The sequence below is a fragment of the Corynebacterium sp. HMSC076G08 genome (assembly GCF_001811515.1).
Classification (GTDB): Bacteria; Actinomycetota; Actinomycetes; order Mycobacteriales; family Mycobacteriaceae; genus Corynebacterium; species Corynebacterium hiratae.
The window spans coordinates 63832-86124 of sequence record NZ_KV805007.1 but is presented as its reverse complement, the minus strand read 5'-3'; the positions used below and the strand labels follow the sequence as shown (position 1 = coordinate 86124).

General features: G+C 62.4%; 23 protein-coding genes. 4 read left to right on the top strand and 19 right to left on the bottom strand.

Going from position 1 to position 22293, the window contains the following annotated elements:
- Positions 1-201: 201 nt before the first annotated feature.
- The 19 genes from HMPREF2806_RS00445 to rho form a co-directional block, all read right to left on the bottom strand.
- Positions 202-1146: a tetratricopeptide repeat protein gene (locus HMPREF2806_RS00445; protein ID WP_070515584.1), complete on the bottom strand. Its 945-nt coding sequence runs from the start codon at positions 1144-1146 to the stop codon at positions 202-204.
- Positions 1143-1451, bottom strand: coding sequence for a thiamine-binding protein (locus HMPREF2806_RS00440; RefSeq protein WP_049155059.1), 309 nt, complete (start codon positions 1449-1451; stop codon positions 1143-1145). Before HMPREF2806_RS00440 ends, HMPREF2806_RS00445 begins: the two co-directional genes overlap by 4 nt.
- Before the next feature lie 10 nt (positions 1452-1461).
- Positions 1462-1746, bottom strand: coding sequence for a hypothetical protein (locus HMPREF2806_RS13690; RefSeq protein WP_083306479.1), 285 nt, complete (start codon positions 1744-1746; stop codon positions 1462-1464).
- On the bottom strand, positions 1746-2438 hold the full coding sequence (gene nucS / locus HMPREF2806_RS00435) for an endonuclease NucS (RefSeq protein ID WP_049155061.1): 693 nt from the start codon (positions 2436-2438) through the stop codon (positions 1746-1748). The genes HMPREF2806_RS13690 and nucS overlap by 1 nt, the downstream gene beginning before the upstream one ends.
- 23 nt (positions 2439-2461) lie before the next feature.
- Positions 2462-2947 carry a DUF2550 domain-containing protein gene (locus HMPREF2806_RS00430; protein ID WP_070511579.1) on the bottom strand — a complete coding sequence of 162 codons (486 nt, stop codon included), beginning with the start codon at positions 2945-2947 and terminating at the stop codon, positions 2462-2464.
- Between the two features lie 174 nt (positions 2948-3121).
- Complete coding sequence (locus HMPREF2806_RS00425) at positions 3122-3490, bottom strand: F0F1 ATP synthase subunit epsilon (protein ID WP_049155064.1); 369 nt, start codon at positions 3488-3490, stop codon at positions 3122-3124.
- 10 nt (positions 3491-3500) lie between these two features.
- Entirely contained in the window at positions 3501-4949 is a 1449-nt protein-coding gene (atpD, locus tag HMPREF2806_RS00420) for a F0F1 ATP synthase subunit beta (RefSeq protein ID WP_070515582.1), read from the bottom strand.
- Positions 4950-4952: 3 nt separating this feature from the next.
- Positions 4953-5936 carry a F0F1 ATP synthase subunit gamma gene (locus HMPREF2806_RS00415; protein ID WP_070511577.1) on the bottom strand — a complete coding sequence of 328 codons (984 nt, stop codon included), beginning with the start codon at positions 5934-5936 and terminating at the stop codon, positions 4953-4955.
- 56 nt (positions 5937-5992) lie between these two features.
- Entirely contained in the window at positions 5993-7633 is a 1641-nt protein-coding gene (atpA, locus tag HMPREF2806_RS00410; protein ID WP_010187069.1) for a F0F1 ATP synthase subunit alpha, read from the bottom strand.
- Between the two features lie 60 nt (positions 7634-7693).
- Entirely contained in the window at positions 7694-8509 is an 816-nt protein-coding gene (locus HMPREF2806_RS00405; RefSeq protein WP_010187070.1) for a F0F1 ATP synthase subunit delta, read from the bottom strand.
- A gap of 6 nt (positions 8510-8515) precedes the next feature.
- The gene (locus HMPREF2806_RS00400; protein WP_070515580.1) at positions 8516-9088 is read right to left on the bottom strand and encodes a F0F1 ATP synthase subunit B; all 573 of its coding nucleotides are present in this window, start codon (positions 9086-9088) and stop codon (positions 8516-8518) included.
- A 45-nt stretch (positions 9089-9133) separates the two neighbouring features.
- Complete coding sequence (locus HMPREF2806_RS00395) at positions 9134-9376, bottom strand: ATP synthase F0 subunit C (RefSeq protein WP_010187073.1); 243 nt, start codon at positions 9374-9376, stop codon at positions 9134-9136.
- Positions 9377-9474: 98 nt separating this feature from the next.
- Positions 9475-10287, bottom strand: coding sequence for a F0F1 ATP synthase subunit A (gene atpB, locus HMPREF2806_RS00390; RefSeq protein ID WP_049155068.1), 813 nt, complete (start codon positions 10285-10287; stop codon positions 9475-9477).
- A gap of 447 nt (positions 10288-10734) precedes the next feature.
- Positions 10735-11169, bottom strand: coding sequence for a Cg1360 family ATP-synthase-associated protein (locus HMPREF2806_RS00385; RefSeq protein ID WP_049155069.1), 435 nt, complete (start codon positions 11167-11169; stop codon positions 10735-10737).
- 16 nt (positions 11170-11185) lie between these two features.
- Positions 11186-12361, bottom strand: coding sequence for an MraY family glycosyltransferase (locus HMPREF2806_RS00380; RefSeq protein WP_070515579.1), 1176 nt, complete (start codon positions 12359-12361; stop codon positions 11186-11188).
- 10 nt (positions 12362-12371) lie between these two features.
- On the bottom strand, positions 12372-13049 hold the full coding sequence (locus HMPREF2806_RS00375) for an L-threonylcarbamoyladenylate synthase (protein ID WP_070515577.1): 678 nt from the start codon (positions 13047-13049) through the stop codon (positions 12372-12374).
- 54 nt (positions 13050-13103) lie between these two features.
- Positions 13104-14000 carry a peptide chain release factor N(5)-glutamine methyltransferase gene (gene prmC / locus HMPREF2806_RS00370; RefSeq protein WP_070515574.1) on the bottom strand — a complete coding sequence of 299 codons (897 nt, stop codon included), beginning with the start codon at positions 13998-14000 and terminating at the stop codon, positions 13104-13106.
- A gap of 22 nt (positions 14001-14022) precedes the next feature.
- Positions 14023-15099 (bottom strand): peptide chain release factor 1, encoded by a 1077-nt coding sequence (gene prfA / locus HMPREF2806_RS00365; RefSeq protein WP_049155076.1) that lies wholly within the window; start codon positions 15097-15099, stop codon positions 14023-14025.
- Positions 15099-17042 (bottom strand): transcription termination factor Rho, encoded by a 1944-nt coding sequence (rho, locus tag HMPREF2806_RS00360; protein ID WP_070515572.1) that lies wholly within the window; start codon positions 17040-17042, stop codon positions 15099-15101. The genes prfA and rho overlap by 1 nt, the downstream gene beginning before the upstream one ends.
- 466 nt (positions 17043-17508) lie before the next feature.
- On the opposite strand from rho, the gene HMPREF2806_RS00355 reads away from it, so the two are divergent.
- The 4 genes from HMPREF2806_RS00355 (at position 17509) to moaC (ending at position 22292) form a co-directional block, all read left to right on the top strand.
- On the top strand, positions 17509-19263 hold the full coding sequence (locus HMPREF2806_RS00355; protein ID WP_049155160.1) for a long-chain fatty-acid--CoA ligase: 1755 nt from the start codon (positions 17509-17511) through the stop codon (positions 19261-19263).
- Positions 19264-19312: 49 nt separating this feature from the next.
- Positions 19313-20452: a GTP 3',8-cyclase MoaA gene (gene moaA, locus HMPREF2806_RS00350; RefSeq protein ID WP_049155079.1), complete on the top strand. Its 1140-nt coding sequence runs from the start codon at positions 19313-19315 to the stop codon at positions 20450-20452.
- 10 nt (positions 20453-20462) lie between these two features.
- Positions 20463-21680, top strand: coding sequence for a molybdopterin molybdotransferase MoeA (locus HMPREF2806_RS00345; protein WP_070515571.1), 1218 nt, complete (start codon positions 20463-20465; stop codon positions 21678-21680).
- A gap of 126 nt (positions 21681-21806) precedes the next feature.
- The gene (moaC, locus tag HMPREF2806_RS00340) at positions 21807-22292 is read left to right on the top strand and encodes a cyclic pyranopterin monophosphate synthase MoaC (RefSeq protein WP_049155083.1); all 486 of its coding nucleotides are present in this window, start codon (positions 21807-21809) and stop codon (positions 22290-22292) included.
- Position 22293: the final 1 nt, after the last annotated feature.

Here is a 22293-nt window from a genome sequence, read left to right as displayed (position 1 = left end):
GAGTCCTCCTGAAAGAGTTAAACAACCAGTGTGCGTGATAACACTAGAAGGAATGTAGCATGCTTCAACTCACATAATAGATTTAACGCAAAAGACCCTCAGAGAGGACTCAGTTGAGTCATCCTGAGGGTTCAACCCGCGACAGTCCTGGAAGGTCACTCTCGGCCCCAGCACAAGCCGGGCACTATTACTACGCCGTCTTTAGTACAGCGCGCTTGCCAGCTTCGTGCGCGCAGCAAGCACGCGAGGGTCGCCGGAGTCGAAGAGCCCAAAGAGCTCCAAGAGGCGAGTCTTGAGCTGCTCCTTGTCATCCCCGGCGGTGCGCTTCATGGCGTCGATGAGGCGCTCGAAGGCGCGGTCAGGGGCACCGGCGACAACCTCCGCGTCGGCGGCATCGAGCTGCTTGGACACATCCTCCGGGGCGGCATCCGCAGCGGCGACGGGATCCTCGCTGCGATTAGCTGGGTCCAAACGCTTGAGCAACAGCGTGGTATCGCGGGCCTGCTTGATTTCCACGTTGTCTGGCTCGGCGGCCAAGATCTCCTCGTAGGTGGCGATGGCGGAATCGAAATCGCCGCGGTTGAGTGCGTCTTCCGCAAGGCTCAGGCGCGGATCAGCAACTTCCTCTGCGGGGTTCTCCCCTGCTTCGCCCTGTTCGGGTAGGCCCTTGAGCTGGGGGCCGAGCTTGTCGACGATCGCCGCAACCCACTGCTCGAGGTTCTCACGCGGCTGTCCACCCTCGAAGTTGGTGACGGGCTGGCCGGCGGCAATGGCAACGGTGGTCGGCAGATTCTGCACGCCGAAGACCTGCGCTACCTGGGGCACGACATCGGCGTTGATGTAGCCCACGATGAACTTCAGCCCACCGGTGGCCGCCATCTCCTCGAAGTCCTTCTTGAGCTGCTCGGAGGCAGGCGAGCGCGGCGAGCCGATCAAGGCAATAACCGGCACCTCCGCGGAGCGGCGTACCAAGTCATTCTCAAAGTTCTGCTCGGTGACCTCGAAGAAGGGCGCGATCCCTTCGCTGGAGCCGCCGGAGCTAGCGGCTCCGGCGCTTGCAGCCTGTGTCTGGGCTTGCGCCCGTGCCTCCGCCTGCTGCTTGATCGCACCCAGGTCGAGGGCTCCTCCTACGTACGGTCCGGTCACTTATTCTCCTCCAGGTAACGGTTAACGGAATCTACTTTTTGGGTGATTTGCCCGGTCACGCCTTCGCGGATATCGGCCTTAATCACCAGGCTCGTGCGCGGCGACACGGCGCGTACGGCATCGGTGGCCTCCTTAATGACCGCGAAGACCTCGTCCCATTCACCCTCAATGATGGTGAACATGGAGTTGGTCTCATTGGGCAAGCCCGAAGCACGGACAACACGCACTGCTTCGGCCACGGCCTCGGACATTTCAGCACTTTCATCGCCCACGACAGTGGGCGCTACGGAAAAGGCAACAATCATGCCCGCCATCCTACCGCCGGTCCCAGCAGTGCCGGTGCCAGTGTCGACGGTCCTCACCGCGCCCACCGGTATCCCGTGGCCACGCCACGATGTGCGCCACCCCGGGAGGGATATTCTGGTTGCATCCTGGGCAAACGTAAAACTTCTGGGCGGCGGCACTTCCGACGTGCCGCATGACGAAGGGCTCGCCATTGGTCCAGGTCGGCCCTGCCACCGTCTGCGAGCCCAGGAAGGCGCTGCCATCGCGCGGCAGCGAGCGCGACTCCTCGCGGATTCTGCGGTTGCGGCGTGGCACTAGAACAACCGCAGCTCGTTGGATTCGATACCGCGCAGCTCCTGATAGTCCAGGACCACGCAGCGAATGCCGCGGTCCTCCGCCAGTGTCCTGGCTTGGGGCTTGATTTCCTGCGCGGCGAAGACACCATGCACGGGTGCTAGCAAATCATCGCGGTTAAGCAGTTCGAGGTAGCGCGTGAGCTGCTCGACGCCATCGATGCCCCCGCGGCGTTTGACCTCCACGGCGACGAACTCGTTCTCAGCGTTCTTCGCCATAATGTCCACCGGGCCAATAGCCGTGGGGTACTCGCGGCGCACCAGAGAGTACTTCTCCCCCAACGTTTCGATGTGCTCGGCCAGCAGCTCTTGCAGGTGGGCCTCCACACCGTCCTTGACCAAGCCCGGATCTTCACCTAGCTCCATGTCGATATCCTGGTGGATCGCAGCAATGGTGATGCGCAGCTGCTCACCCTTGGGGTTCTCCACCAGCCACAGCTTTTCCCCGGTGTCTTCGCCATCGATATCCTCAATCGCTGACTCCTCAAAGGTGCACGGCGGCGTCATCCAGTTCAAGGGCTTGTAGGCGCGATCATCCGCGTGGATGGACACCGAACCATCGGCCTTAATGAGGATGAGCCGATCCGCCATCGGAAGGTGGGCGTCGAGGCGGCCGACGTAGTCTACGGAGCATTGGGCGATGACAAGACGCATGTCCTCTACCCTATCGTTGAGCGCTACTTCTTAGGTAAACGGGTAGCCCGTTGGCGCATCTGGTGATAGTCCAGCTTTTCTTGGCGCTTCGACGGAGCCGACTCCACCCACGCGTTCAGGGCCATAATGCCCTGCGCATCGGAGGCAATCTCGTAGTCCCGCCCATCGATGCGAATCTGGATAATTTGGTGATCCGAGGGCATAAAAGAAGCCTCGTCATCGTCCATCGGGCGAGTCTTACCCAATTCGATGTCGAGGCGATTAAAACGCTTGTTGGCGCGCGGCATGACGGAGCGAAGCTTAAAGTAATTCATATACTCGCCGTCATAGCGCACGAGACCATGACGCCAAGAATGAGAGTCCTTCGACGGTAGTTGGCGCAAAAGGATGCTCGTGCCGCGGGAGCGCACGGTGAAAAAGCGCACCGCCGCCAGGATGAGGAAAACCAGAAGGACCAGTGCACACAGACCTAAAAGAATTGTTAGCCCCTGAAGCACCTGAGAATTCATGGGTTGATTGTACCGCCGTTGGAGTAGACAACGCTAGTCATTGCTCAGAGTTACTCGTCTTGGGGGCGGAGAAGACGAAGGAACCCCACCCCCTCTTAGCGAGGTTGTGGGGTTCCTAAGTGAAAGTGGGAAGGGCGGTCATTGCTGCCCGTCGGTTCCCTCTCCGCTCATCCGTTAGCTGTTGAAGCGGCGTACGGCGCGCAGTGCAGCTTCGCCGCGAGACCTTGTCAACTCACGCTCAGACTTCAGGTCTTCCTGTGCCTGGGCTTCATCGACCTCGCGGGCCCAGATGGCCCAATCGGCGAGGACGGTGATCTTGTTCTCGGACACGGAGAGGAAGCCACCCTGGACAGCGGCGACGCGACGGTCGCCGTCGACTGGGTGGATGGTCACAACACCATTGTCGATCAACTGACCGACCATGGGCTCATGACCAGGAAGCACGCCGATCTCACCCTCGGTGGTCTCAGCCGTCACCATGGTGGCCTTGCCGGTCCACAGCAGGCGCTCGACGGAAACCAATTCGGCGGTGATGTCAGCCATGTGCCTCTCCCTACTTCTTCTCAGTCAGCTTCTTGTACGCAGCCTCGACGTCGTCCAAGCCACCCAGGCCGTTGAAGGCCTGCTCCGGGTAGTGGTCGAATTCGCCGTTGCAGATGCGCTCGAAAGCATCGATGGTATCGGCCAGCGGCACGTAGGAGCCCGGCAGGCCGGTGAACTTCTCTGCGACGAAGAAGTTCTGGCCCAGGAAGCGCTCGATACGGCGAGCACGCTGAACGGTAATCTTGTCTTCCTCAGACAGCTCATCCATACCAAGGATGGCGATGATGTCCTGAAGCTCCTTGTTCTTCTGCAGAATACCGATGACGCGCTGTGCAACCTCGTAGTGGCGCTCGCCCACGATGGACGGCTCCAGAATACGAGAGGTAGAGGTCAGCGGGTTCACTGCCGGGTAAATACCCTTCGAAGCAATACCACGGTCCAACTCGGTGGTGGCATCGAGGTGGGCGAAGGTGGTCGCCGGAGCCGGGTCGGTGTAGTCATCGGCCGGCACGTAGACGGCCTGCAGGGAGGTAATGGACTTACCCTTGGTGGAGGTAATACGCTCCTGCAGCACACCCATCTCATCAGCCAGAGTCGGCTGGTAACCCACGGCGGAAGGCATGCGGCCCAGCAGGGTCGACACCTCAGAACCGGCCTGGGTGAAACGGAAGATGTTGTCGATGAACAGCAGCACGTCCTGGTTCTGCACATCGCGGAAGTACTCCGCCATGGTCAGGCCGGACAGAGCCACGCGCATACGGACTCCTGGCGGCTCATCCATCTGGCCGAAGACAAGTGCGGTGTCCTGGAGAACGCCCATCTCTTCCATCTCGAGGAAGAGGTCGGTGCCCTCACGGGTGCGCTCGCCGACGCCGGCGAAGACGGAGGTACCGGAGAACTCGCGTGCGATACGAGTAATCATCTCCTGGATAAGAACGGTCTTACCCACACCTGCACCACCGAACAGGCCGATCTTGCCGCCCTTCACGTACGGGGTCAGCAGGTCGATGACCTTAATACCGGTCTCCAGAATCTCGGTCTTACCCTCGAGCTGGTCGAAAGCCGGCGGCGCGCGGTGGATGCCCCACTGCTCGCCATCGCGGCCCAGACCCGGCTGGTCAAGGCAGTCACCGAGGGCGTTGAAGACGTGGCCCTTGACCACATCGCCCACCGGGACGGAAATCGGCTTGCCGGTGTCGGTCACGGCGGCACCGCGGACGAGGCCGTCGGTCGGAGCCATGGACACGGCACGGACGAGGTTGTCACCGAGGTGCTGAGCGACCTCAAGGGTGACGGTCTTTGCAACAGCCTCGAGGGTCACCTCGACGGTCAGTGCGTTGTACAGTGCCGGCAGCCCGCCACGCGGAAACTCCACGTCGACGACCGGACCGATGACACGCACCACACGGCCGGCGGTAGCCGACGACTGTGTGTTCTGCTCTTGCAGAGCTGTAGTCATAATCTAGTCACTTTCTGCGCTTTCGGCGAGCGCCCCAGCGCCACCGACGATCTCTGTGATTTCTTGGGTAATCTGCGCCTGACGGGCCTGGTTGGCCACGCGCGAGAGGTCCTTGACCAGCTCGGTAGCGTTGTCGGTTGCAGACTTCATTGCGGTACGGCGTGCGGCGGACTCGGAGGCCGAGGACTCCAAGAACATCGCAAATAGGAGGCGAGACACGTACTGCGGAAGCAGCGCTTCCATCAGGGTGTCCGCATCCGGCTCGAAGTCGTAATCAGGGGTGATCTGATTGTTCGGCTCGGCGTCGGAAAGCGCGGACTCACCCAGGTTGTAGTCCTCTTCCTCGATAACCGGTACCACCGGCAGCAGCTGCTGCACACGCGCGGTCTGGGTCAGCATGGACTCGAACTCGGTGTACACGACGTGTACCTGGTCGAAACCGCGAACGGTCTCGCCCTCCACGTTAATGCCCTCGCGGGTCTTGGCCTGGCCGTTCGAACCGGCGACGAAGCCGTCGATAATGTGGCGGCGCACATCGTGCGTCTTTTCCCAGGTCGGATCCTGCGAGAATCCAGTCCAGCTGCCTGCGACCTCGTCCTCACGGAACTTGTAGAAGCCAACGCCCTTGTTGCCGGTCACGTAGCGGACGGTCTCGAAACCCTCGCTCTTGAGCAGGGCTTCCAGCTCGGCCGCCTTCTTGAAGATGTTGTTGTTGTAGCCACCGCACATACCGCGGTCCGAAGAGACCACGAGAATAGCGGCAACCTTCGCATCTTCGCGTTCCCGGAGCATCGGGTGATCCAAGGACGTGTGCGCCGCCAGCTTGTTAAGCACGTTGGACAGTTCACGTGCATAAGGCTGCGCCGCTTCTACCCTGGCCTGAGCCTTGGTAATGCGCGAGGTAGCAATGAGCTCCTGTGCCTTGGTGATCTTCTTGGTGGAATTGACGGACCGGATACGGTCACGCAGTTCACGAAGATTAGCCATGGTGTTCGCTCCTCCCTTCTTTTTCTAGACGGTTAATTCTTAGAGCGTGCGAAACTCTATTTGGCCGTCTTGCGGGAGACGTTGAGCTCGGTCTTATTCACATCATCCGCGGCGAGCGGGTCAACCGGCGCCTCGGTACCAAGGTTGTTGCCCTCGGTCGTGCGGAAGGACGGAGTGAAGTCCTTTGCTGCTGCAACAAGTGCATCCTTGGACTCGTCGGTCAGAGCGGTACCGCCCTGGATCTGCTCGAACACCTGCGGGGTTGCAGAGTTGAGGTGGTCGTGCAGCTCCTTCTCGAAGCGGCGTACGTCCTCGACGGGAACGACGTCGAAGATGCCCTGGTCTGCGAGGAAGATGGACACCATCTGGTACTCGACAGGCTGCGGGGAGGACTCGGACTGCTTGAGCAGCTCGACGAGGCGCTCACCGCGCTCCAGCTGAGCCTTGGAAGCCGGATCCAGGTCGGATGCGAAGGCCGCGAAGGCCTGCAGGTCACGGTAGGCAGCCAGCTCGAGACGGAGGTTACCGGCAACCTTCTTCATACCCTTGGTCTGTGCGGCACCACCAACACGGGAGACGGACACACCGACGTTAATTGCCGGACGGACGCCCTGGTTGAACAGGTCGGACTCCAGGAAGACCTGGCCGTCGGTAATAGAAATAACGTTGGTCGGAATGAAGGCGGAGACGTCGTTCGCCTTGGTCTCAATGATCGGCAGTGCGGTCATGGAACCTGCACCCATGTCGTCAGAGAGCTTTGCAGCACGCTCCAGCAGACGGGAGTGGAGGTAGAAGACGTCGCCCGGGTAAGCCTCGCGGCCCGGCGGACGGCGCAGCAGAAGGGAAATCGCACGGTAGGCCTCAGCCTGCTTGGTCAGATCATCGTAAATGATCAGGACGTGGTTGCCCTGGTACATCCAGTGCTGACCCAGAGCTGCACCGGAGAACGGTGCCAGCCACTTGAAGCCGGCGGCGTCGGATGCCGGAGCAGCCACGATGGTGGTGTACTCCAGAGCGCCGTGCTGCTCCAGGGTGTGGCGCACACCAGCAATGGTGGAGCCCTTCTGGCCGATGGCGACGTAGATGCAGCGGACCTGCTTGTTCTTGTCGCCAGACTCCCAGTTAGCCTTCTGGTTCAGGATGGTGTCGATACAAACGGCGGTCTTACCCGTCTTACGGTCACCAATGATCAACTGACGCTGACCGCGACCAATCGGGGTCATCGCGTCAATAGCCTTGATGCCGGTCTGCATCGGCTCTTCCACCGGCTGACGCTGCAGCACGGACGGTGCCTGCAGCTCGAGGACGCGGTCCTCTTCAGCGGTGATCGGGCCCATGCCGTCAATCGGCTGGCCCAGGGGGTTGATAACGCGGCCGAGGAATTCCTCGCCCACAGGGATGGAGAGAACCTCGCCGGTCCTCTTGACCTCGTCGCCTTCTTTAAGCGACTCGAAGTTGCCCAAGACCACGACACCGATGGAGTTGGTGTCAAGGTTCTGTGCGACGCCAATCACGCCGCCGGGGAACTCGAGCAGCTCATTCGCCATGACGGACGGCAGGCCCGAAACCTGCGCAATACCGTCAGCTGCCGAAATGACCACGCCGACCTCCTCACGGGAGGCCTCCGCGGAGTAGCTCGAGGTGTAGTTCGCAATCGCGCTACGGATCTCGTCGGAGGAGATCGTCAGCTCCGCCATGTTCTTCCTGCTCTCGGTAGTATCTTCCAGCAATTACTTAATCGTTTCTGTCGTTTCGGCTTATGCCATCTGCGCGCGAAGGCGGGCAATCTTGCCTGCCGTCGAACCATCGATGACTTCGTCGCCGACGCGGATGGTCATACCACCGAGGAGGCTGGTGTCAACCTCAGAGTGGATGGACATCGCACGACCATAAATTTTGCCCAGCTTTTCAGCGAGTGCTGCCCGCTGGCTATCGTTCAGCTCACCCGCCGAGGTCACGCGCGCGATGGTACGGCCCTGCAGCTTGGCTGCAGTGTCCGCCAATCCGGCGAGATCATCAATCGGGTTCTGCTCCGGGCGGCCAATGGCCTGCAGCGCAAGCGCTTCAGTGACCATCGTGACCTTGCCGTAGAGCACGCTTGCCAGCAGCCCAACCTTGCGGTCGGACGTCGCAGTACGGTCTGAAAGCAGCTGGGTCAGTTCGCCTTCGCGGTCAAGTACGCGCGACAGGGAGAAGAGTTCGTCTTCCACCTGGCCCAGCTTGCCCTCAAACTCAGCGCCGCGCAGCAGTGCGCGACGGCCAAGGATGATAAGGCCGCGGGCGATATCACGCGGGGTCGACCACTGTGCGGCGGCTGCCTCCTGGAGCACCTGCAGTGCTACCGGGGAAACCTTGCCGCCGAAAAGGGTCTGGACCAGGGACTTGCGCTCCTCGGAGGTGGAGGCGTCGTCGGTCAGCGCGACGCGCAGCTCGCGGTCGCCGTCGAGGACGCGGACCACCTCAAAGAGGTCCTGGCCTGCCTGGGTAGCAGTCGCCACCGAGCGGTCACCGGAGAGGAACTCATCCAGCTTGGACTCAACGGTAGCGAGTGCTTCGCGGCTAGCTGCCTTCATCGTTGCCTACTTTCCGGCCGGTGCCACAGTGTCGAGCTCGGACAGGAAGTTATCAATGGTGGAGGACTGCTTGGTGGCGTCCGAAAGTTCGCCGCCGAGCAGCTTCTCTGCCAGGTTGATGGAGTTCTGTCCGATGTCGGAACGCAGCTCAGACACGACCTGTGCGCGGGAAGCTTCAAGCTGCTTCTCGCCAGCGGTCAGAATGCGACGAGACTCTTCTTCTGCAGCTTCCTTAGCCTCTGCCTCGATCAGCTTGCCGCGCTCGCGCGCCTGCTCACGAATCTCCGCAGCCTCTGCTCGCGCGTCAGCGAGCTGAGCATTGTACTTTTCCAGAGCGGCCTTTGCTTCGGCCTGCTGAGCCTCCGCACGCTTAAGGCCACCTTCGATCCGGTCTTCACGCTCCTGCAGCATCTTGTTGTATGCCGGAAGAACGAGCTTCCAGAACACAATCAGGATGATGGTGAACGGAATGAGAGACCAGACCAAGTCGTACATCTTGGGCAGAAGGATGGAGTTGCCGCTCTCCAGCGGCAGGTGCTCACTTCCTTCTGCTGCAAGGTAGTAAATGACGTTGTTCATGGGGCTCCGTTCTTAAAGTTCGATTTACTTTGTGTAAAGCGCTCTTTAGAACAGGAAGCCTGCAACGAGGCCAATCAGGGCGAGGGCCTCAACGAAGGCGATACCCAGGAACATGGTGGTACGCAGCTGGCCAGCCATCTCCGGCTGACGTGCCATGCCCTCGACGGTCTTGCCGACGAGGATACCGATGCCCAGACCCGGGCCGATGGTTGCGATGCCGTAGCCGATGGCGCCGAGGCCCTTGAGGGTGGACTCGTCAGCAGCCTGAGCAAGAATGATTTCGTTCATGATGAAAGTCGTTCCCTTTCAAAGTTTTCCCACGGATTCTTCCGCGGGGGATGTGGTGGTTTTGGGGTATTTAGTTAACCGCGAGGTTCGCGTTGTTGTTAGTGCGAATCTGCATGCAGCGACAGTTCGATGTATACCGCCGTCAGCAGGGCGAAAATGTATGCCTGCAGGAAGATGACGATAATTTCGTACAGCGTGAACAGAACCGCTGCGACCAGAGTGAGGCCACTCAGTGCAGTCCAACCGTTGAACTGGAAGAAGAAGAAGTTCGTTGCCGAGTACAACAGGACCAAAATGAGGTGGCCAGCCAGGAAGTTCGCCATCAGACGAAGAGCCAGCGTGACTGGGCGCATGACAAACGTAGAGAAAGCCTCAATCGGTACGACAAGCACGTGCAGCAACGGCGGCAGGTTAGGAATAACCACCGAGGACTTGATGAACTTGCCGAAGCCAAAGCGCTTGGCGCCGGCGTAAATCATGGCGATGTACGCGACGACAGCCAGCACGATTGGCATACCAATACGAGCGTTCGGAGAGATGTTTAGAGCTGGAACAATAGTTGCTACGTTCCAGAACAAAACACCGAAGAAGATCGTGGCCAGGATCGGAAGGAATCGACGTCCTTCCTTGCGGCCCAAGATGTCTTCTGCGATGTGAATTCGTACGAAGTCAATCGCATGCTCCGCTACGTTTTGCAATCCTTTAGGAACCAGCTTCGGGTTCCTGAAGGCGACAACAAAAAGGAGCACCAGGATGGCCGCCATGAACAGACGAACCAGCATGATGCGATCCAAAGCGAACCAACCGTTGGCGAAATCGGCGAAAAGAAGATCGACGACTTCACCATCATCGGTTACGTGCCCCGGGAAAAATTCTGGATCCAGTTCGGGTGCGTGAAACTCACCCTTCATGGCCAATGTCGTAACGCTCAGCGTTCTCTCCCGTGTTCGGGCCACACAGCTTGTCGAAGGCTATGTGGTGCGATGGACGTCTCAAGCTCTTTGCCCTGTCTACGGACTCCGTCGCACATCAGCGTAAACAGGGCAAGGATAAACCGTACTTTTTCGGGATAGCATGGCGCTAACCCGCGGTAACCCGAAGAGAATGCTATCAGTTCGCCCTCAAGTTTTCGCACGTGGGGGCCCCGTTGCGGCCCTAAAGGCACAGCCTAGTGCCAGTGGGCGCTATAAAACGCCCACATTCTGCCGAAACCCTGCCAAGTGTATTTGGTCACACACCCGTGTTTTCCCACCTTGACGGGGGTAACGGGCGCTGTCGCCGTGGCCACTTAACTACACAAAAAGCCACCCTCCCGGGGTCACCGGAAGCAGTGGCTCACTCTAAAAGGTCGAGACTGGCTAGGACACGTAGGTCACGTTGGATGTAATCACACCCCAGACCTCAGTGCCGAGCGTCACAGCCAACGCTAGCAGCACGGTGACGAAAAGCGCCATCGTGTCGTAGAACTCAAGATCCTTAATCAGCAACAGCACCATAATCAGGATGACCACCTTGAGCAGCCAGCCGCCAAGCACCACCGCCATCGTGGTCGACGGCGTGGTGCGCGCAGTAAGAAGAACTGAGGCCGCGGTAAAGAGCACGAAGCCGCCGCCGATGGCCGCGCCGACGAGTACGCCCCAGATTCCGGGCAACCCGCGGACACCGCCCCAGATAGCCAGGGACGCGATGGTCACGACGACAAGGCCGATGGCCCCGAGGCGGAGCGCACGCTTGAGGGGGCGCCGATGATCGTCGTACGGCGAAAGCTCTTCGGAGGTCGTTGAATCAGTCACAGCCCCATACCCTACCTCAGGAGGGATCCGTTTCCAGCACCACGCTGGTGGGACGCGGCTGGCGCCCAAGCTTGCCCTGGCGCAGCGGAATCAGGGTCACGCCAAAGGCCACAACGAGCGCGACAAGCGCTAGTACGACGGCCACGGGCGCGGGGACGATGGAAAAAGAGACCGCCCCGAAGGCCACCGCAGAGACCCACAGGTACAGCACCAACACGGTGCGGCGGTGGGTGTGCCCCAGCGAGAGCAGCCGGTGGTGGATGTGGGCCTTGTCCGCGGCAAAGGGCGAACGCCCCTGGGATACGCGCCGGATCACGGCCCAGACAAGGTCCAGGACTGGAATAAAGACGGCGGCTACCACGACGATGACGGGCGACATCAGCGCCACGATGTCCACGGTTCCATAGAGCGACATGTTGATCTTGCCCGACGCGGAGGTGGATGCAGCCGCCAGCAGCAAGCCAATGAGCATCGCTCCGCTGTCCCCCATGAAGATGCGAGAGGGCTCGAAGTTATGCGGGAGGAACCCGGCACACACGCCCACGAGCGCCGCCGCGATAATCGCCGGCGGATAGGCGGAGACCGCCCCACCCTGGTCGTGCAGCACGGTCAGCGAGAAAACCAGGATGGCACCACCTGCAATCATGCCCAGCCCGGCAGCCAGCCCATCGAGCCCGTCCACGAAGTTGATGGCGTTGATGAGCAGGACCGTAAAGAACGTAGTCAAGAGTGTCCCCTGGACCTGGTCGAGGATGACCGTGGTTCCATCACCAAAGGGCAAGAAGAGAAGAGTCCACGTCAGACCTAGACCGCTCATGATGGCCGCCGCCACCAATTGCCCAATCAGCTTGACCAGAGCACTCAGCTCCACCAGGTCATCCACCACGCCGACGATGACAATGGCCGCGGCTGCCCACAGCACAGCGTTCATCTCCGGCGTGACCGGCATAAACCCGCGAGTCAAGGCTGGAAGCTGGCCTGCGAGATAGACAGCAGCCGCAAACCCCGTGAACATGGCAACGCCACCCAACTGCGGGGTGGGTTGCGAGTGACTATCACGCAGACGAATCTCCGCCACCTGGCCGCTGCGCACCAAGACGCTGCGCACCAGTCCGGTGGTGATGTAGGTAAACGCCGCCGCGACGAAAATAATCAACGCCAGTTCGCGCAGCGGCACTCCGGTTCCAGCCACTGATGTCTCCTTAAGAGGATTGGCTACCCGGCCGGGTGCGCAAAGACTCTGCAGACACTCCGATGACCTCACCAATCTGCTCGGCGCTCAGCGCGCCTTCGCGCAAGAGGTAGGGGCGCGGACCGGACAGATCGATAATGGTGGAGGGCTTGCCCACCTCGGCCTCTCCCCCATCCAGATAGACCGTGACGGCCTTGCCCAGCTGCTGCTTGGCGGCAATCGCGGTGGTCGGCGGGGTCTGACCGGAGATATTCGCGGAGGAGACCGCCATGGGGCCGACCTCGCGGAGGAGCTCAATAGCAATGGGGTGCAGGGGCATACGCAGCATCACCGTGCCACGGGTATCGCCCAAGTTCCAAGGCAGCGAAGGCGCTTGCGGCACCACGATGGACAGTCCACCCGGCCAGAAGGCCTCGATGAGGGTCTGCGCGGTGTCATCCAACGAAGCGACAAGCCCCTTGACGGTGTCCCAGGAGCCGACGAGCACCGGCACCGGCATGTCCGGGCCGCGGTGTTTGGTGGCCAAAAGGCTGGCCACGGCATCGTTATCGAAAGCATCGCAGCCCAGCCCGTAGAGCGTGTCGGTGGGCATCACGACGAGTCGGCCTGACTTGGCTGCTTTGACGGCAAGTGCCATGCCTTCCTCGCGCTCAGCAGCGTCCGCACAGTTATAAATCTGTCCCTGCATTGGTCTCTCCTTTAATCCCGTTCCTATCGGCTTGTCGACCAATCTTCGACCAATCTACTGTACTCCCCGCTTCGCTGTGACAAATCGTGCGGTGCCAGTGAGGTCCTTGAGCACCTCGATATCGGTGAAGCCGCCGTGCGCGCGCAGGGCTCCCTGCACTTGTTGGGAGGTCTCGTCGTCGTGCTCAATGCCCACACGCCCGCCGGGGCGCAGCAACGCGGCGATGGTCGGAATCATCGCGTTGATGGTCTCCATGCCGTCTGCTCCCCCAAACACCGCATCGTGCGGATCCTGGTAGACCTCTGGGTCCAGGTCCGGGGTCTCCGGAACGTAGGGTGGATTGGTGAGCACGAGGTCAACGGTGCCGTGCAGTTCCGACAAGATCTCGGCGTCGGTGACGTCGCCCTGCACCACGTTCACAGAACCCGCCCCGCCGCGCGAAGCGGTTGCGGCATTGCGCCGGGTGTAGGCCAGGGCGGCGTCGGCAAGCTCCACTGCCCACACCTGGGCCTGCGGCACATAGTGGGCGACGTACAGCGCCAGCGCCCCGGAGCCAGCGCACAGATCCACGACGCGGGGAGATTGCGGGTCAAGTTTCGTCATCTTTCCCGAGTTAAATCTCTGAAGAGATTTAACTCCCCAGTCGGCGAGCACCTCCGTCTCCGGGCGCGGGATGAACACGCCGGGGCCCACCTCGAGTTCGAGGGCGCCGAACCACGCCACGCCCAGGATGTGCTGGAGGGGCTCGCGCGCTTCACGACGCCCCACCAACGCCCCATATGCCACGTCAAAGCCGGGCATCGGAGCCTCGTTAAGCGGGATGTCCATGTGGCCGCAGTGGATGAGGTGGGCAGCCAGCAGGCGCGCGTCCCACTCGGGTGAAGGTACCCCGGCAGCGCGAAGGCGCTCCGTGGCATCACGAAGCGCCTCCCGATAGGTGTGAAAAGTCACCGAACTAAACCGTGCCTTAGCCTTAGTCCTCAGCCTCAAGGCGCTCCGCGCGCTCCTGGGCCTGCAGGGCATCAATGAGGTCCTGCATGTCACCGTTGAGCACGGAATCCAAGTTATTGGCCTTGTATCCGATGCGGTGGTCGGTGATGCGGTTCTCCGGCCAGTTATAGGTACGGATACGCTCGGAGCGATCCATGGTGCGCACCTGGGAGGCGCGCTGCTCGCCGGCCTCGGCCTCGCGGGCCTCGCGCTCCATCTGGTCCAGGCGTGCCTGCAGCACCTGCAGGGCGCGCGCCTTGTTCTGGATCTGGGAGCGTTCCTTCTGACAGGTCACCACCAGGCCGGTCGGCAGGTGGGTAATACGCACCGCGGAGTCAGTGGTATTCACGCCCTGGCCGCCCTTACCGGAGGAACGGTACACGTCGACGCGGATGTCCTTATCATCGATGTTTACGGCTTCGACTTCTTCCGGTTCCGGGTAGACCAGCACACCAGCTGCGGAGGTCTGGATTCGGCCCTGGGACTCGGTCACCGGCACGCGCTGCACGCGGTGGACGCCGCCCTCGAACTTGAACACGCTCCACGCGCCATCGCGCGAGGGGGTCTTGGACTTGAAGGAGATGGACATGTCCTTCACACCACCGAGGTCGGACTCGTTGAGGCCTAGGACCTCCCACTGGAAGCCGACCTTATCGGCGTAGCGCTCGTACATGCGGGCCAGGTCGCCGGCGAAGAGTGCTGCCTCTTCGCCGCCGGCACCGGCCTTGATCTCCATGATGATGTCCTCGGAGTCATGCTCATCGCGCGGGGCCAGCAGGTCCGCGAGCTTTTCCTCCAGCTGGACGACGAGTGGCTCAAGGCGGTCGACCTCGGGCTGGAACTCGTGGTCCTCGTAGGCCATCTCTTTGGCATCGGCCAGGTCTTGGCGAGCCTGGACCAACTCGTCGTTCACAGCGACGATGGGTCGCAGTTCGGCGTAGCGCTTGGACAGCTTGCGGAATTGGGACTGATCACCGGCTACCTCCGGGTCAGCCATCTGCATTTCGATGCCTTGGAACTCGGAGACAATGTCATCGACGAGGGAAACCTGGTTAGACATTACTTGTAGTCCTCCTCATCCGTGTCAGCCGCCATGGGCGCGGACGAGGCCACCTGCATGAGGAACTCGCCGTTGGAGCGGGTCTTCTTGAGTTGCTTGATCAGCAGGTCAATAGCGGCGAAGGAGTCCAAGCCGGAGAGGATGCGGCGCAGCTTGGTCATGATGCGTGCTTCCTCCGGAACCAGCAGGAGCTCGTCCTTGCGGGTGCCGGACGGGTTGACATCCACGGCCGGGAAAATGCGGCGCTCGGAGATGGCGCGGTCCAGCTTGAGCTCGGCGTTGCCGGTGCCCTTGAACTCCTCGAAGATGACGGTGTCACCGGTGGAGCCGGTTTCCACCATCGCGGTAGCGATGATGGTCAGCGAGCCGCCGTTCTCAATGTTGCGAGCAGCACCCAGGAAGCGCTTCGGCGGGTACAGGGCGTTGGAGTCCACACCACCGGACAGGATGCGGCCGGATGCCGGGGAGGAGTTGTTGTAGGCGCGGCCGAGGCGGGTGATGGAGTCGAGCAGGACGACGACGTCCTTGCCCTGCTCCACCAGGCGCTTGGCGCGCTCGATGGCCAGCTCCGCCACCGAGGTGTGCTCTGACGGCGGGCGGTCAAAGGTGGAGGCGATGACCTCACCGTTGACACTGCGCTGCATGTCGGTGACCTCTTCGGGGCGCTCGTCCACGAGGACGACCATGAGGTAGCACTCCGGGTTGTTCGTGGCGATGGCGTTGGCGATGTTCTGCAGGATCGTCGTCTTACCGGCCTTCGGCGGGGAGACGATGAGCGCGCGCTGGCCCTTACCAATCGGCATGATGAGGTCGATGACGCGGGTGGTGAGGATCTTCGGGTCCGTCTCCAAGCGCAGGCGCTGGTTCGGGTACAGCGGAGTGAGCTTGGCGAAGTCCGGGCGCTCCTTCGCGGTGGACGGATCCAGGCCGTTTACGGTGTCGACCTCCACGAGCTGGTTGTACTTGCGGCGGTTGCGGCCGTTGCCGTGGGTGTGGGTCGGGCCCGAGACCTTGACCTTGCCGGTCAGGGCGTCGCCGGAACGCAGGCCCAGGCGGCGCACGAGGTTGTTGTTGACAAAGACATCGGAGCTGGCCGCGCGGTAGCCGGTAGTGCGCAGGAAGGCCACGTTATTGTCGACGACCTCGAGGATGCCGCCCACTACCTGCACTTCATCGCCCTCGCGGATCTGCAGGTCATTGCCGCCGTTGCCGCCGCCATCGCGGTCACGCCCGCGGCGGTTGCGACGGTTACGGCGATTGCGGCGGCCACCGCCGCCGTTGTTGTCATCATCGTTGCGGTGGTTATCGCGGCGGTTGTTGTTGCCGCCCCCGTTATTGCCACCGCCGTTGTTGCCACCGTTGCCGTGGTCCCCGTTATCGGAGTTGTCGGAGTTGTTGCCGCCACGGGACTGGTTACCCTCCGACTTGGACTGCTTGTCCTCGGCGCCGTTGCCATTTCCGTTGCCGTTGTTATTGCCCTTGGCTTCTTCGCGGGCCTCGCGCTCCTGGCGGCGCGCGCGGTTACGGCGGGCGCGGCGGGCCTGGGAGCGGGACTCGTAGCGCTGCTCGTCGTGGCCGTCCTTCTGCTCAGACTCCTGAGCACCGTCCTCGCCCTTATGGGTGTTCTCAGACTCCGGTTTCTCGGAGGCCTGGTCAGCAGCGCCGGCAGGGCGGGAAGCCTTGCGGGTCGCGCGGCGCGGCTGCGCGTCCTTCTTCGACTCCTTCTGTGCGGAGTCCTCTGCGGCGGGTGCGTCCTTAGCCTCGCCCTGGGCAGCGGCCTTCGCGCCGCGCGCCGGCACCTGGCCGGTGGTCAGGGCAGTAATGAGATCCCCCTTGCGCAGTCCGGAGACGCCGCGAAGTCCGCGCTCCGCAGCTAGCTTGCGCAATTCCGGCAGCTTCAGGGAGGCGAGATCCTGTGCTGCGGTCTTGTCCGTATCGCTCACGGATATCCTTTCGTCGCTTCACCAACGCGCGCCGTCTTGTCTGCCGCACCTGCACTGTGCGTGGTGCTGTTCCAAGCGGGCGTTGGAAGCCAGTGTGTAATTGGGATGGTCCTCCGCCACCAGCGAGTTCACGCAACCGCGATCCCCGTGGGCGGTGGTTGTCTTGGCTCTCCCCCCTCTCCGGCCCGGCGGTACGGAACGTGAAGGACTCCTTGTTGAACTCCTGAAAGCACTCAAGGAATCGGCCGCGGGTCAAGCGCGGGGAGATATTTTAAGAAGGCGACTGCGAGCGTATCTCTCCCCTCTCACCGTCGCGCGCACCGTTGGACTGCCATGAGAGTGTCACCGCAGGTGTGTGCGCCGTGGAGGGAGCTCGGAGATGCGGGGAAAGCGTTCCCCACCAGTCGCGGATAACTATACCGCATCCTTCCCCCGCGCTCACACTGACACGGCTAAAGTAGTGCGCATGCTCTCCACAATGCAGGATATCCCGCTGTCCCTCACCCGCATCCTGGAGTACGGTTCCTCCGTCCACGGCCAAACCCAGGTCATCACCTGGCACAGCGCCAATCCCGGCAATGAACGCGAGGAAACCACTTTCGCTGATGTCGGCGCCCGCGCCGCCGCCTTCGCCCACGCCCTGCATGACACGCTCGGCATCACCGGTGACGAGCGCGTGGGCTCACTGATGTGGAACTGCGCCGAGCACCTCGAAGTGCTTTTTGGCACCGCCTGTAAGGGAGCGGTGTTCACCCCGCTCAACAAGCAGCTGATGAATGATCAGATCCGGCACATCATCAACCACGCTGAGGTCCGCGTCATCGTCGCGGATTGTCGCCTCGCCGAGCAGCTAGCCCAGGTTCTGGAAGGTGTGGACTGTGTGCGTGCGGTGGTGTTTACGGGCGTCGGCAAGCCCAGCACCGCTCTGCCGGGCAACGTTGAAATCTACAGCTACGAGCAACTGCTGGATGGGCGCTCCACCGTGTATGACTGGCCGGTTTTGGATGAGCACACCGCCGCCGCACTGTGTTACTCCACCGGCACCACTGGTGCACCAAAGGGCGTGCTCTACTCCCACCGCGCTCTGTACTTGGAAGGAATGCAGCTGCGCTCCTCCGATTCCCTGTGTGTGACCCACGGCGAGACATTCCTGTGCTGCATCCCCATCTATCACGTGCTGAGCTGGGGTGTTCCCTTTGCTGCGTGGATGACGGGCACGCCGCTGGTGCTTCCCGACGCCGACGTCTCCCCCGCCACCCTGGCCAAAATCATCGCCGCCACCTCCCCGCGCGTGGCGCACGGTGTGCCCACCATTTGGATTCAGCTCTTCGTGCACTACCTCAAGAATCCACCGGAGCGCATGACGCTGACGGAGATCTTCGCTGGCGGCTCGCCTGTGCCACCGCAGCTCATCAAAAGCTGGGAAGAGCGCTACGGCGTGGACGTGGTCCACGTGTGGGGCATGGCGGAAACCACCACGGTGGGCACGGTGGCCCGCCCACCCTCAGGCGCCTCGGGCGAGGCTCGCTGGGCCTACCGCATCTCCCAAGGGCGCTTCCCTGCCTCCCTGGAATACCGCGTGGTCAATGACGGCCACGTGGTCAACACCACGGACCGCAATGCCGGCGAGATTCAGGTCCGCGGCAACTTGGTCACCGGTTCTTACTACCACTCGCCCGCTTCGGAGGACGGCGGTGCTGCCCACGAGTTCCGTGGCAAGGATGTCGAGGACGCGGACTCCAAGTTCACGGCCGACGGCTGGCTGCGCACCGGCGACGTCGGCTTCGTCACCGAGGATGGCTTCCTCACCGTGGAGGATCGCGCCCGCGATGTCATCCGCTCCGGCGGTGAGTGGATCTACTCCGTCCAATTGGAGAACCTCATCATGGCCAACCCGGTGGTGCTGGAATGCGCCGTCATTGGCTACCCCGACAAACAGTGGGTGGAGCGCCCGCTGGCTGTCACCGTGCTCGCCGCGGACATCAGCCCCACGATTGAGACCGCCGAGCGCCTGCGCAACGGGATGCGCTCTGAGCTTCCCTCCTGGATGCTGCCGGAGTACTGGACCTTCGTGAAATCCATCGATAAGACTTCGGTGGGCAAATTCGACAAGAAGGACCTGCGCGCCCACCTGGCGGAGGGCGAGTACAACATCATCCGGCTGAAGGGCCCGGGCGAGGCGCAGCGCCTCGATGCCGGAGAGGATGACGGGGAGGACTAGCCCGACCCCTCCTACTCATACGGCAGGCTTCGATCTAGACTTGCCAGCAATGTCCGCCCAACGATCCCAACCTTCGCCACACACCTCCGCCCCGCTGACGCTGCCATTGCCGCGCGTACGGGGCGCGGGGACTCCGCCCACGGACCTGCCGGCGCCAGGGCCCGACGGCCGCCGCGCGCTCGTGGATCGCTACGGCCGCCAAGCCCGCGACCTGCGTGTCTCCCTGACGGATCGCTGCAACCTGCGCTGCACCTACTGCATGCCCGCCGAAGGTTATGAGTGGCTGCCCACCGAACACACGCTCAGCGATGAAGAAACCATCCGTCTTATCCGCCTCGCGGTAGACAAGCTCGGCATCCAGCAGGTGCGCTTCACCGGCGGGGAGCCGCTCCTGCGCGGCTCCTTAGAGAAAATCATCGCCGCGACCAAAGCTCTGCGGACCGACGAAGGTACGGCACCCACTACTGCTCTCACCACCAACGGGCTGGGCCTAGATAAGCGCCTGCCGGGGCTGCAGCGCGCCGGGCTCGACCGCGTCAACATCTCCTTAGACACCCTCGATCCGGAGCTCTATGCCCGGCTCACCCGGCGCGACCGCCTAGCGGATGTGCTCACATCCATCGACGCCGCGCTGGCCGCCGACATGGACCCGGTCAAGATCAACGCCGTCATCATGCCGGGTGTCAACGAGTCTGCGATCCTTCCCTTGGCTCGCTTTTGCCTCGAACGCGGCGCGCAACTGCGCTTCATCGAGCAGATGCCATTGGGCCCACGGGAGGAGTGGGCGCGTTCCCGGATGGTCACCGCGGAGGATATCTTGGCGCGCTTGGCCGAAGACTTCGAGCTCACCCCGGCTAAGAAACCCCGCGGCTCCGCGCCGGCGGCACTGTGGTCCGCGGTCTCGCGCGATGGCTCCCTCCCCATAGGACACATCGGGGTGATCGCCTCCGTAACTCGGCCCTTCTGCGGGGACTGCGACCGCACGCGCCTGACCGCAGACGGCGCGGTGCGCAATTGCCTCTTCGGCAACTCGGAAACCTCCCTGCGCGACCTCATGCGCTCTGGCGCCAGCGATGCGGAGCTAGCTACCGCGTGGGCGGGTGAAATGTGGAGGAAATTACCGGGCCACGGGGTGGATGATGAAGGTTTCCTCCAGCCAGATCGCCCGATGTCCGCCATCGGTGGCTAGATTGGGTGCAATGACGAGTACCGGGACTGACTTAAGTATCGAGGAATACTTCGAGTGCCTCCACGCGCTGGTCCGCACCTTGCCTTCGGAACGCGCTGCCTTATCGCAGGGTCGCGTGCTGGCTGAGCCCCTCGTCGCCCGCCTTCCCCTCCCGCCGCAGGATAATTCGGCCATGGATGGCTTCCTCATTCCTCAGCCTTCCTCACCAGACAGTCTCACCGTTCCCTTCACTTTGCCTGTCGTGGGTGATGTGCCTGCCGGCGCGCCGGCCCAAACCCTGCCGCCCGGCACTGCGCTGCGCATCATGACCGGTGGTCCAGTACCCGCGGGCTTTGATGGTCTGGTCATCCCCGTGGAAGACACCGATATTCCACCAGGCCCCGGGCCACTGCCTGAGACCGTCACGGTGCACCGCCTTCCCGAGCGCAACCACATCCGGCGGCGCGGCTCCCACATCGAGGCCGGGCACCAACTAGCCGGTGCCGCCACGCTGGTGGACGCCTCCCTTATCGCCGCCGCCCTCTCCGCCGGCGTCGACACCGCCGTGCTCCACCGCACCCCGCGGGTGACCGTCATTGCCACGGGTGAGGAGCTGCTCAACGGCCAGCTCCCGGATTCCAATGGTCCGATGCTCGACGCACTCCTTAGCACTACCGGCCCCGTTGACATCGCCCGCACGGTATGTGGCGATTCACCCGTTGAGCTGCGCCGCCGCTTCGACGCGGCTGCCGCTGACTCCGATCTCATCGTCACCACCGGCGGGGTATCCGCAGGAGCCTTTGACGTGGTTCGCGCGGTCGTTGAGGATGCCGTGGAGCGCGGCTCTTATTGGTTCGGACACGTCAACCAGCGCCCCGGCGCGCCGCAAGGCCACGCGCTGTGGGACGGTGTTCCCGTGGTGTGTTTGCCGGGCAACCCGGTGGCGGCGTTCGTCTCCGCGCATCTCTACCTCACCCCGCTGATGCGTTCCTTGCGTGGGCTGCCCCGCCCCACCGGAGTTTTAGACCGGCCGCACCTGACGGCCGTCGCTGGGGCTGACTTCCCGCATCCGCACCGCCCGCTTATTCAGCCGTGCTCGATTGCTCTGGACGGAAGCATCACCGCCTTCCCGCCGCCTGGACCACGCATGCGCAGCCACCACGTTGCAGCACTGCCCGGCACGCAAGGTTTCGCGCTGCTGACGAGCCCCGTCACCACAGGGGAGCAACTTACCGTCTACCCCTACTAGCTTCACGGTGCTTCACCACATCCCCCACCCCTCCGTTGTTGCCAAAGATCGCGCCTCTAAACGCCGGATCGGCCCACTCTTCGTCAGATAGGCTAGGTCCACCCAAGGAAAGGACCCGCTGTAGCCATGAAGTTCACTCACCTTAATGAGGCCGGCTCCGCCTACATGGTGGACGTCACCGATAAGAAGCCCACCGTGCGTTCCGCCACCGCCCAAGGCGAGGTGGCCTGCTCGCCGGAGGTCCTCACCGCGCTGCAGGAAGGAACCGTGCCGAAGGGCGACGTGCTTGCGGTTGCTCGAGTGGCCGGTATTGCGGCCGCCAAGAAGGTCCCGGATCTCCTACCGCTTGCCCACACCATCGGCGTGCACGGGTGCGCGGTCGACATCGAGCTGCGCGAAGACCACGTCTTCATCGAAGCCACCGTTCACACCGCCGACCGCACCGGCGTGGAAATGGAGGCGCTGACCGCGGTGAACGTTGCGGCGCTAGCTCTCATCGACATGGTGAAAGGCGTGGACCGCTCCGCTTATATCCGGCGCTGCGGCATCACAGCGAAGTCCGGCGGCCGCTCGGGTGATTGGTCCCGCGACCTGCCGGGTGAGGAAGGATAGT

Excerpts from the sequence above, each read along its gene's own strand:
- HMPREF2806_RS00440 (WP_049155059.1), bottom strand. The coding sequence starts at position 1,451 with ATGATTGTTGCCTTTTCCGTAGCGCCCACTGTCGTGGGCGATGAAAGT.
- nucS (WP_049155061.1), bottom strand. The coding sequence starts at position 2,438 with ATGCGTCTTGTCATCGCCCAATGCTCCGTAGACTACGTCGGCCGCCTC.
- HMPREF2806_RS00430 (WP_070511579.1), bottom strand. The coding sequence starts at position 2,947 with ATGAATTCTCAGGTGCTTCAGGGGCTAACAATTCTTTTAGGTCTGTGT.
- HMPREF2806_RS00425 (WP_049155064.1), bottom strand. The coding sequence starts at position 3,490 with ATGGCTGACATCACCGCCGAATTGGTTTCCGTCGAGCGCCTGCTGTGG.
- atpD (WP_070515582.1), bottom strand. The coding sequence starts at position 4,949 with ATGACTACAGCTCTGCAAGAGCAGAACACACAGTCGTCGGCTACCGCC.
- HMPREF2806_RS00415 (WP_070511577.1), bottom strand. The coding sequence starts at position 5,936 with ATGGCTAATCTTCGTGAACTGCGTGACCGTATCCGGTCCGTCAATTCC.
- atpA (WP_010187069.1), bottom strand. The coding sequence starts at position 7,633 with ATGGCGGAGCTGACGATCTCCTCCGACGAGATCCGTAGCGCGATTGCG.
- HMPREF2806_RS00405 (WP_010187070.1), bottom strand. The coding sequence starts at position 8,509 with ATGAAGGCAGCTAGCCGCGAAGCACTCGCTACCGTTGAGTCCAAGCTG.
- HMPREF2806_RS00400 (WP_070515580.1), bottom strand. The coding sequence starts at position 9,088 with ATGAACAACGTCATTTACTACCTTGCAGCAGAAGGAAGTGAGCACCTG.
- HMPREF2806_RS00395 (WP_010187073.1), bottom strand. The coding sequence starts at position 9,376 with ATGAACGAAATCATTCTTGCTCAGGCTGCTGACGAGTCCACCCTCAAG.
- atpB (WP_049155068.1), bottom strand. The coding sequence starts at position 10,287 with ATGAAGGGTGAGTTTCACGCACCCGAACTGGATCCAGAATTTTTCCCG.
- HMPREF2806_RS00375 (WP_070515577.1), bottom strand. The coding sequence starts at position 13,049 with ATGCAGGGACAGATTTATAACTGTGCGGACGCTGCTGAGCGCGAGGAA.
- prfA (WP_049155076.1), bottom strand. The coding sequence starts at position 15,099 with ATGTCTAACCAGGTTTCCCTCGTCGATGACATTGTCTCCGAGTTCCAA.
- HMPREF2806_RS00355 (WP_049155160.1), top strand. The coding sequence starts at position 17,509 with ATGCTCTCCACAATGCAGGATATCCCGCTGTCCCTCACCCGCATCCTG.
- moaA (WP_049155079.1), top strand. The coding sequence starts at position 19,313 with ATGTCCGCCCAACGATCCCAACCTTCGCCACACACCTCCGCCCCGCTG.
- HMPREF2806_RS00345 (WP_070515571.1), top strand. The coding sequence starts at position 20,463 with ATGACGAGTACCGGGACTGACTTAAGTATCGAGGAATACTTCGAGTGC.
- moaC (WP_049155083.1), top strand. The coding sequence starts at position 21,807 with ATGAAGTTCACTCACCTTAATGAGGCCGGCTCCGCCTACATGGTGGAC.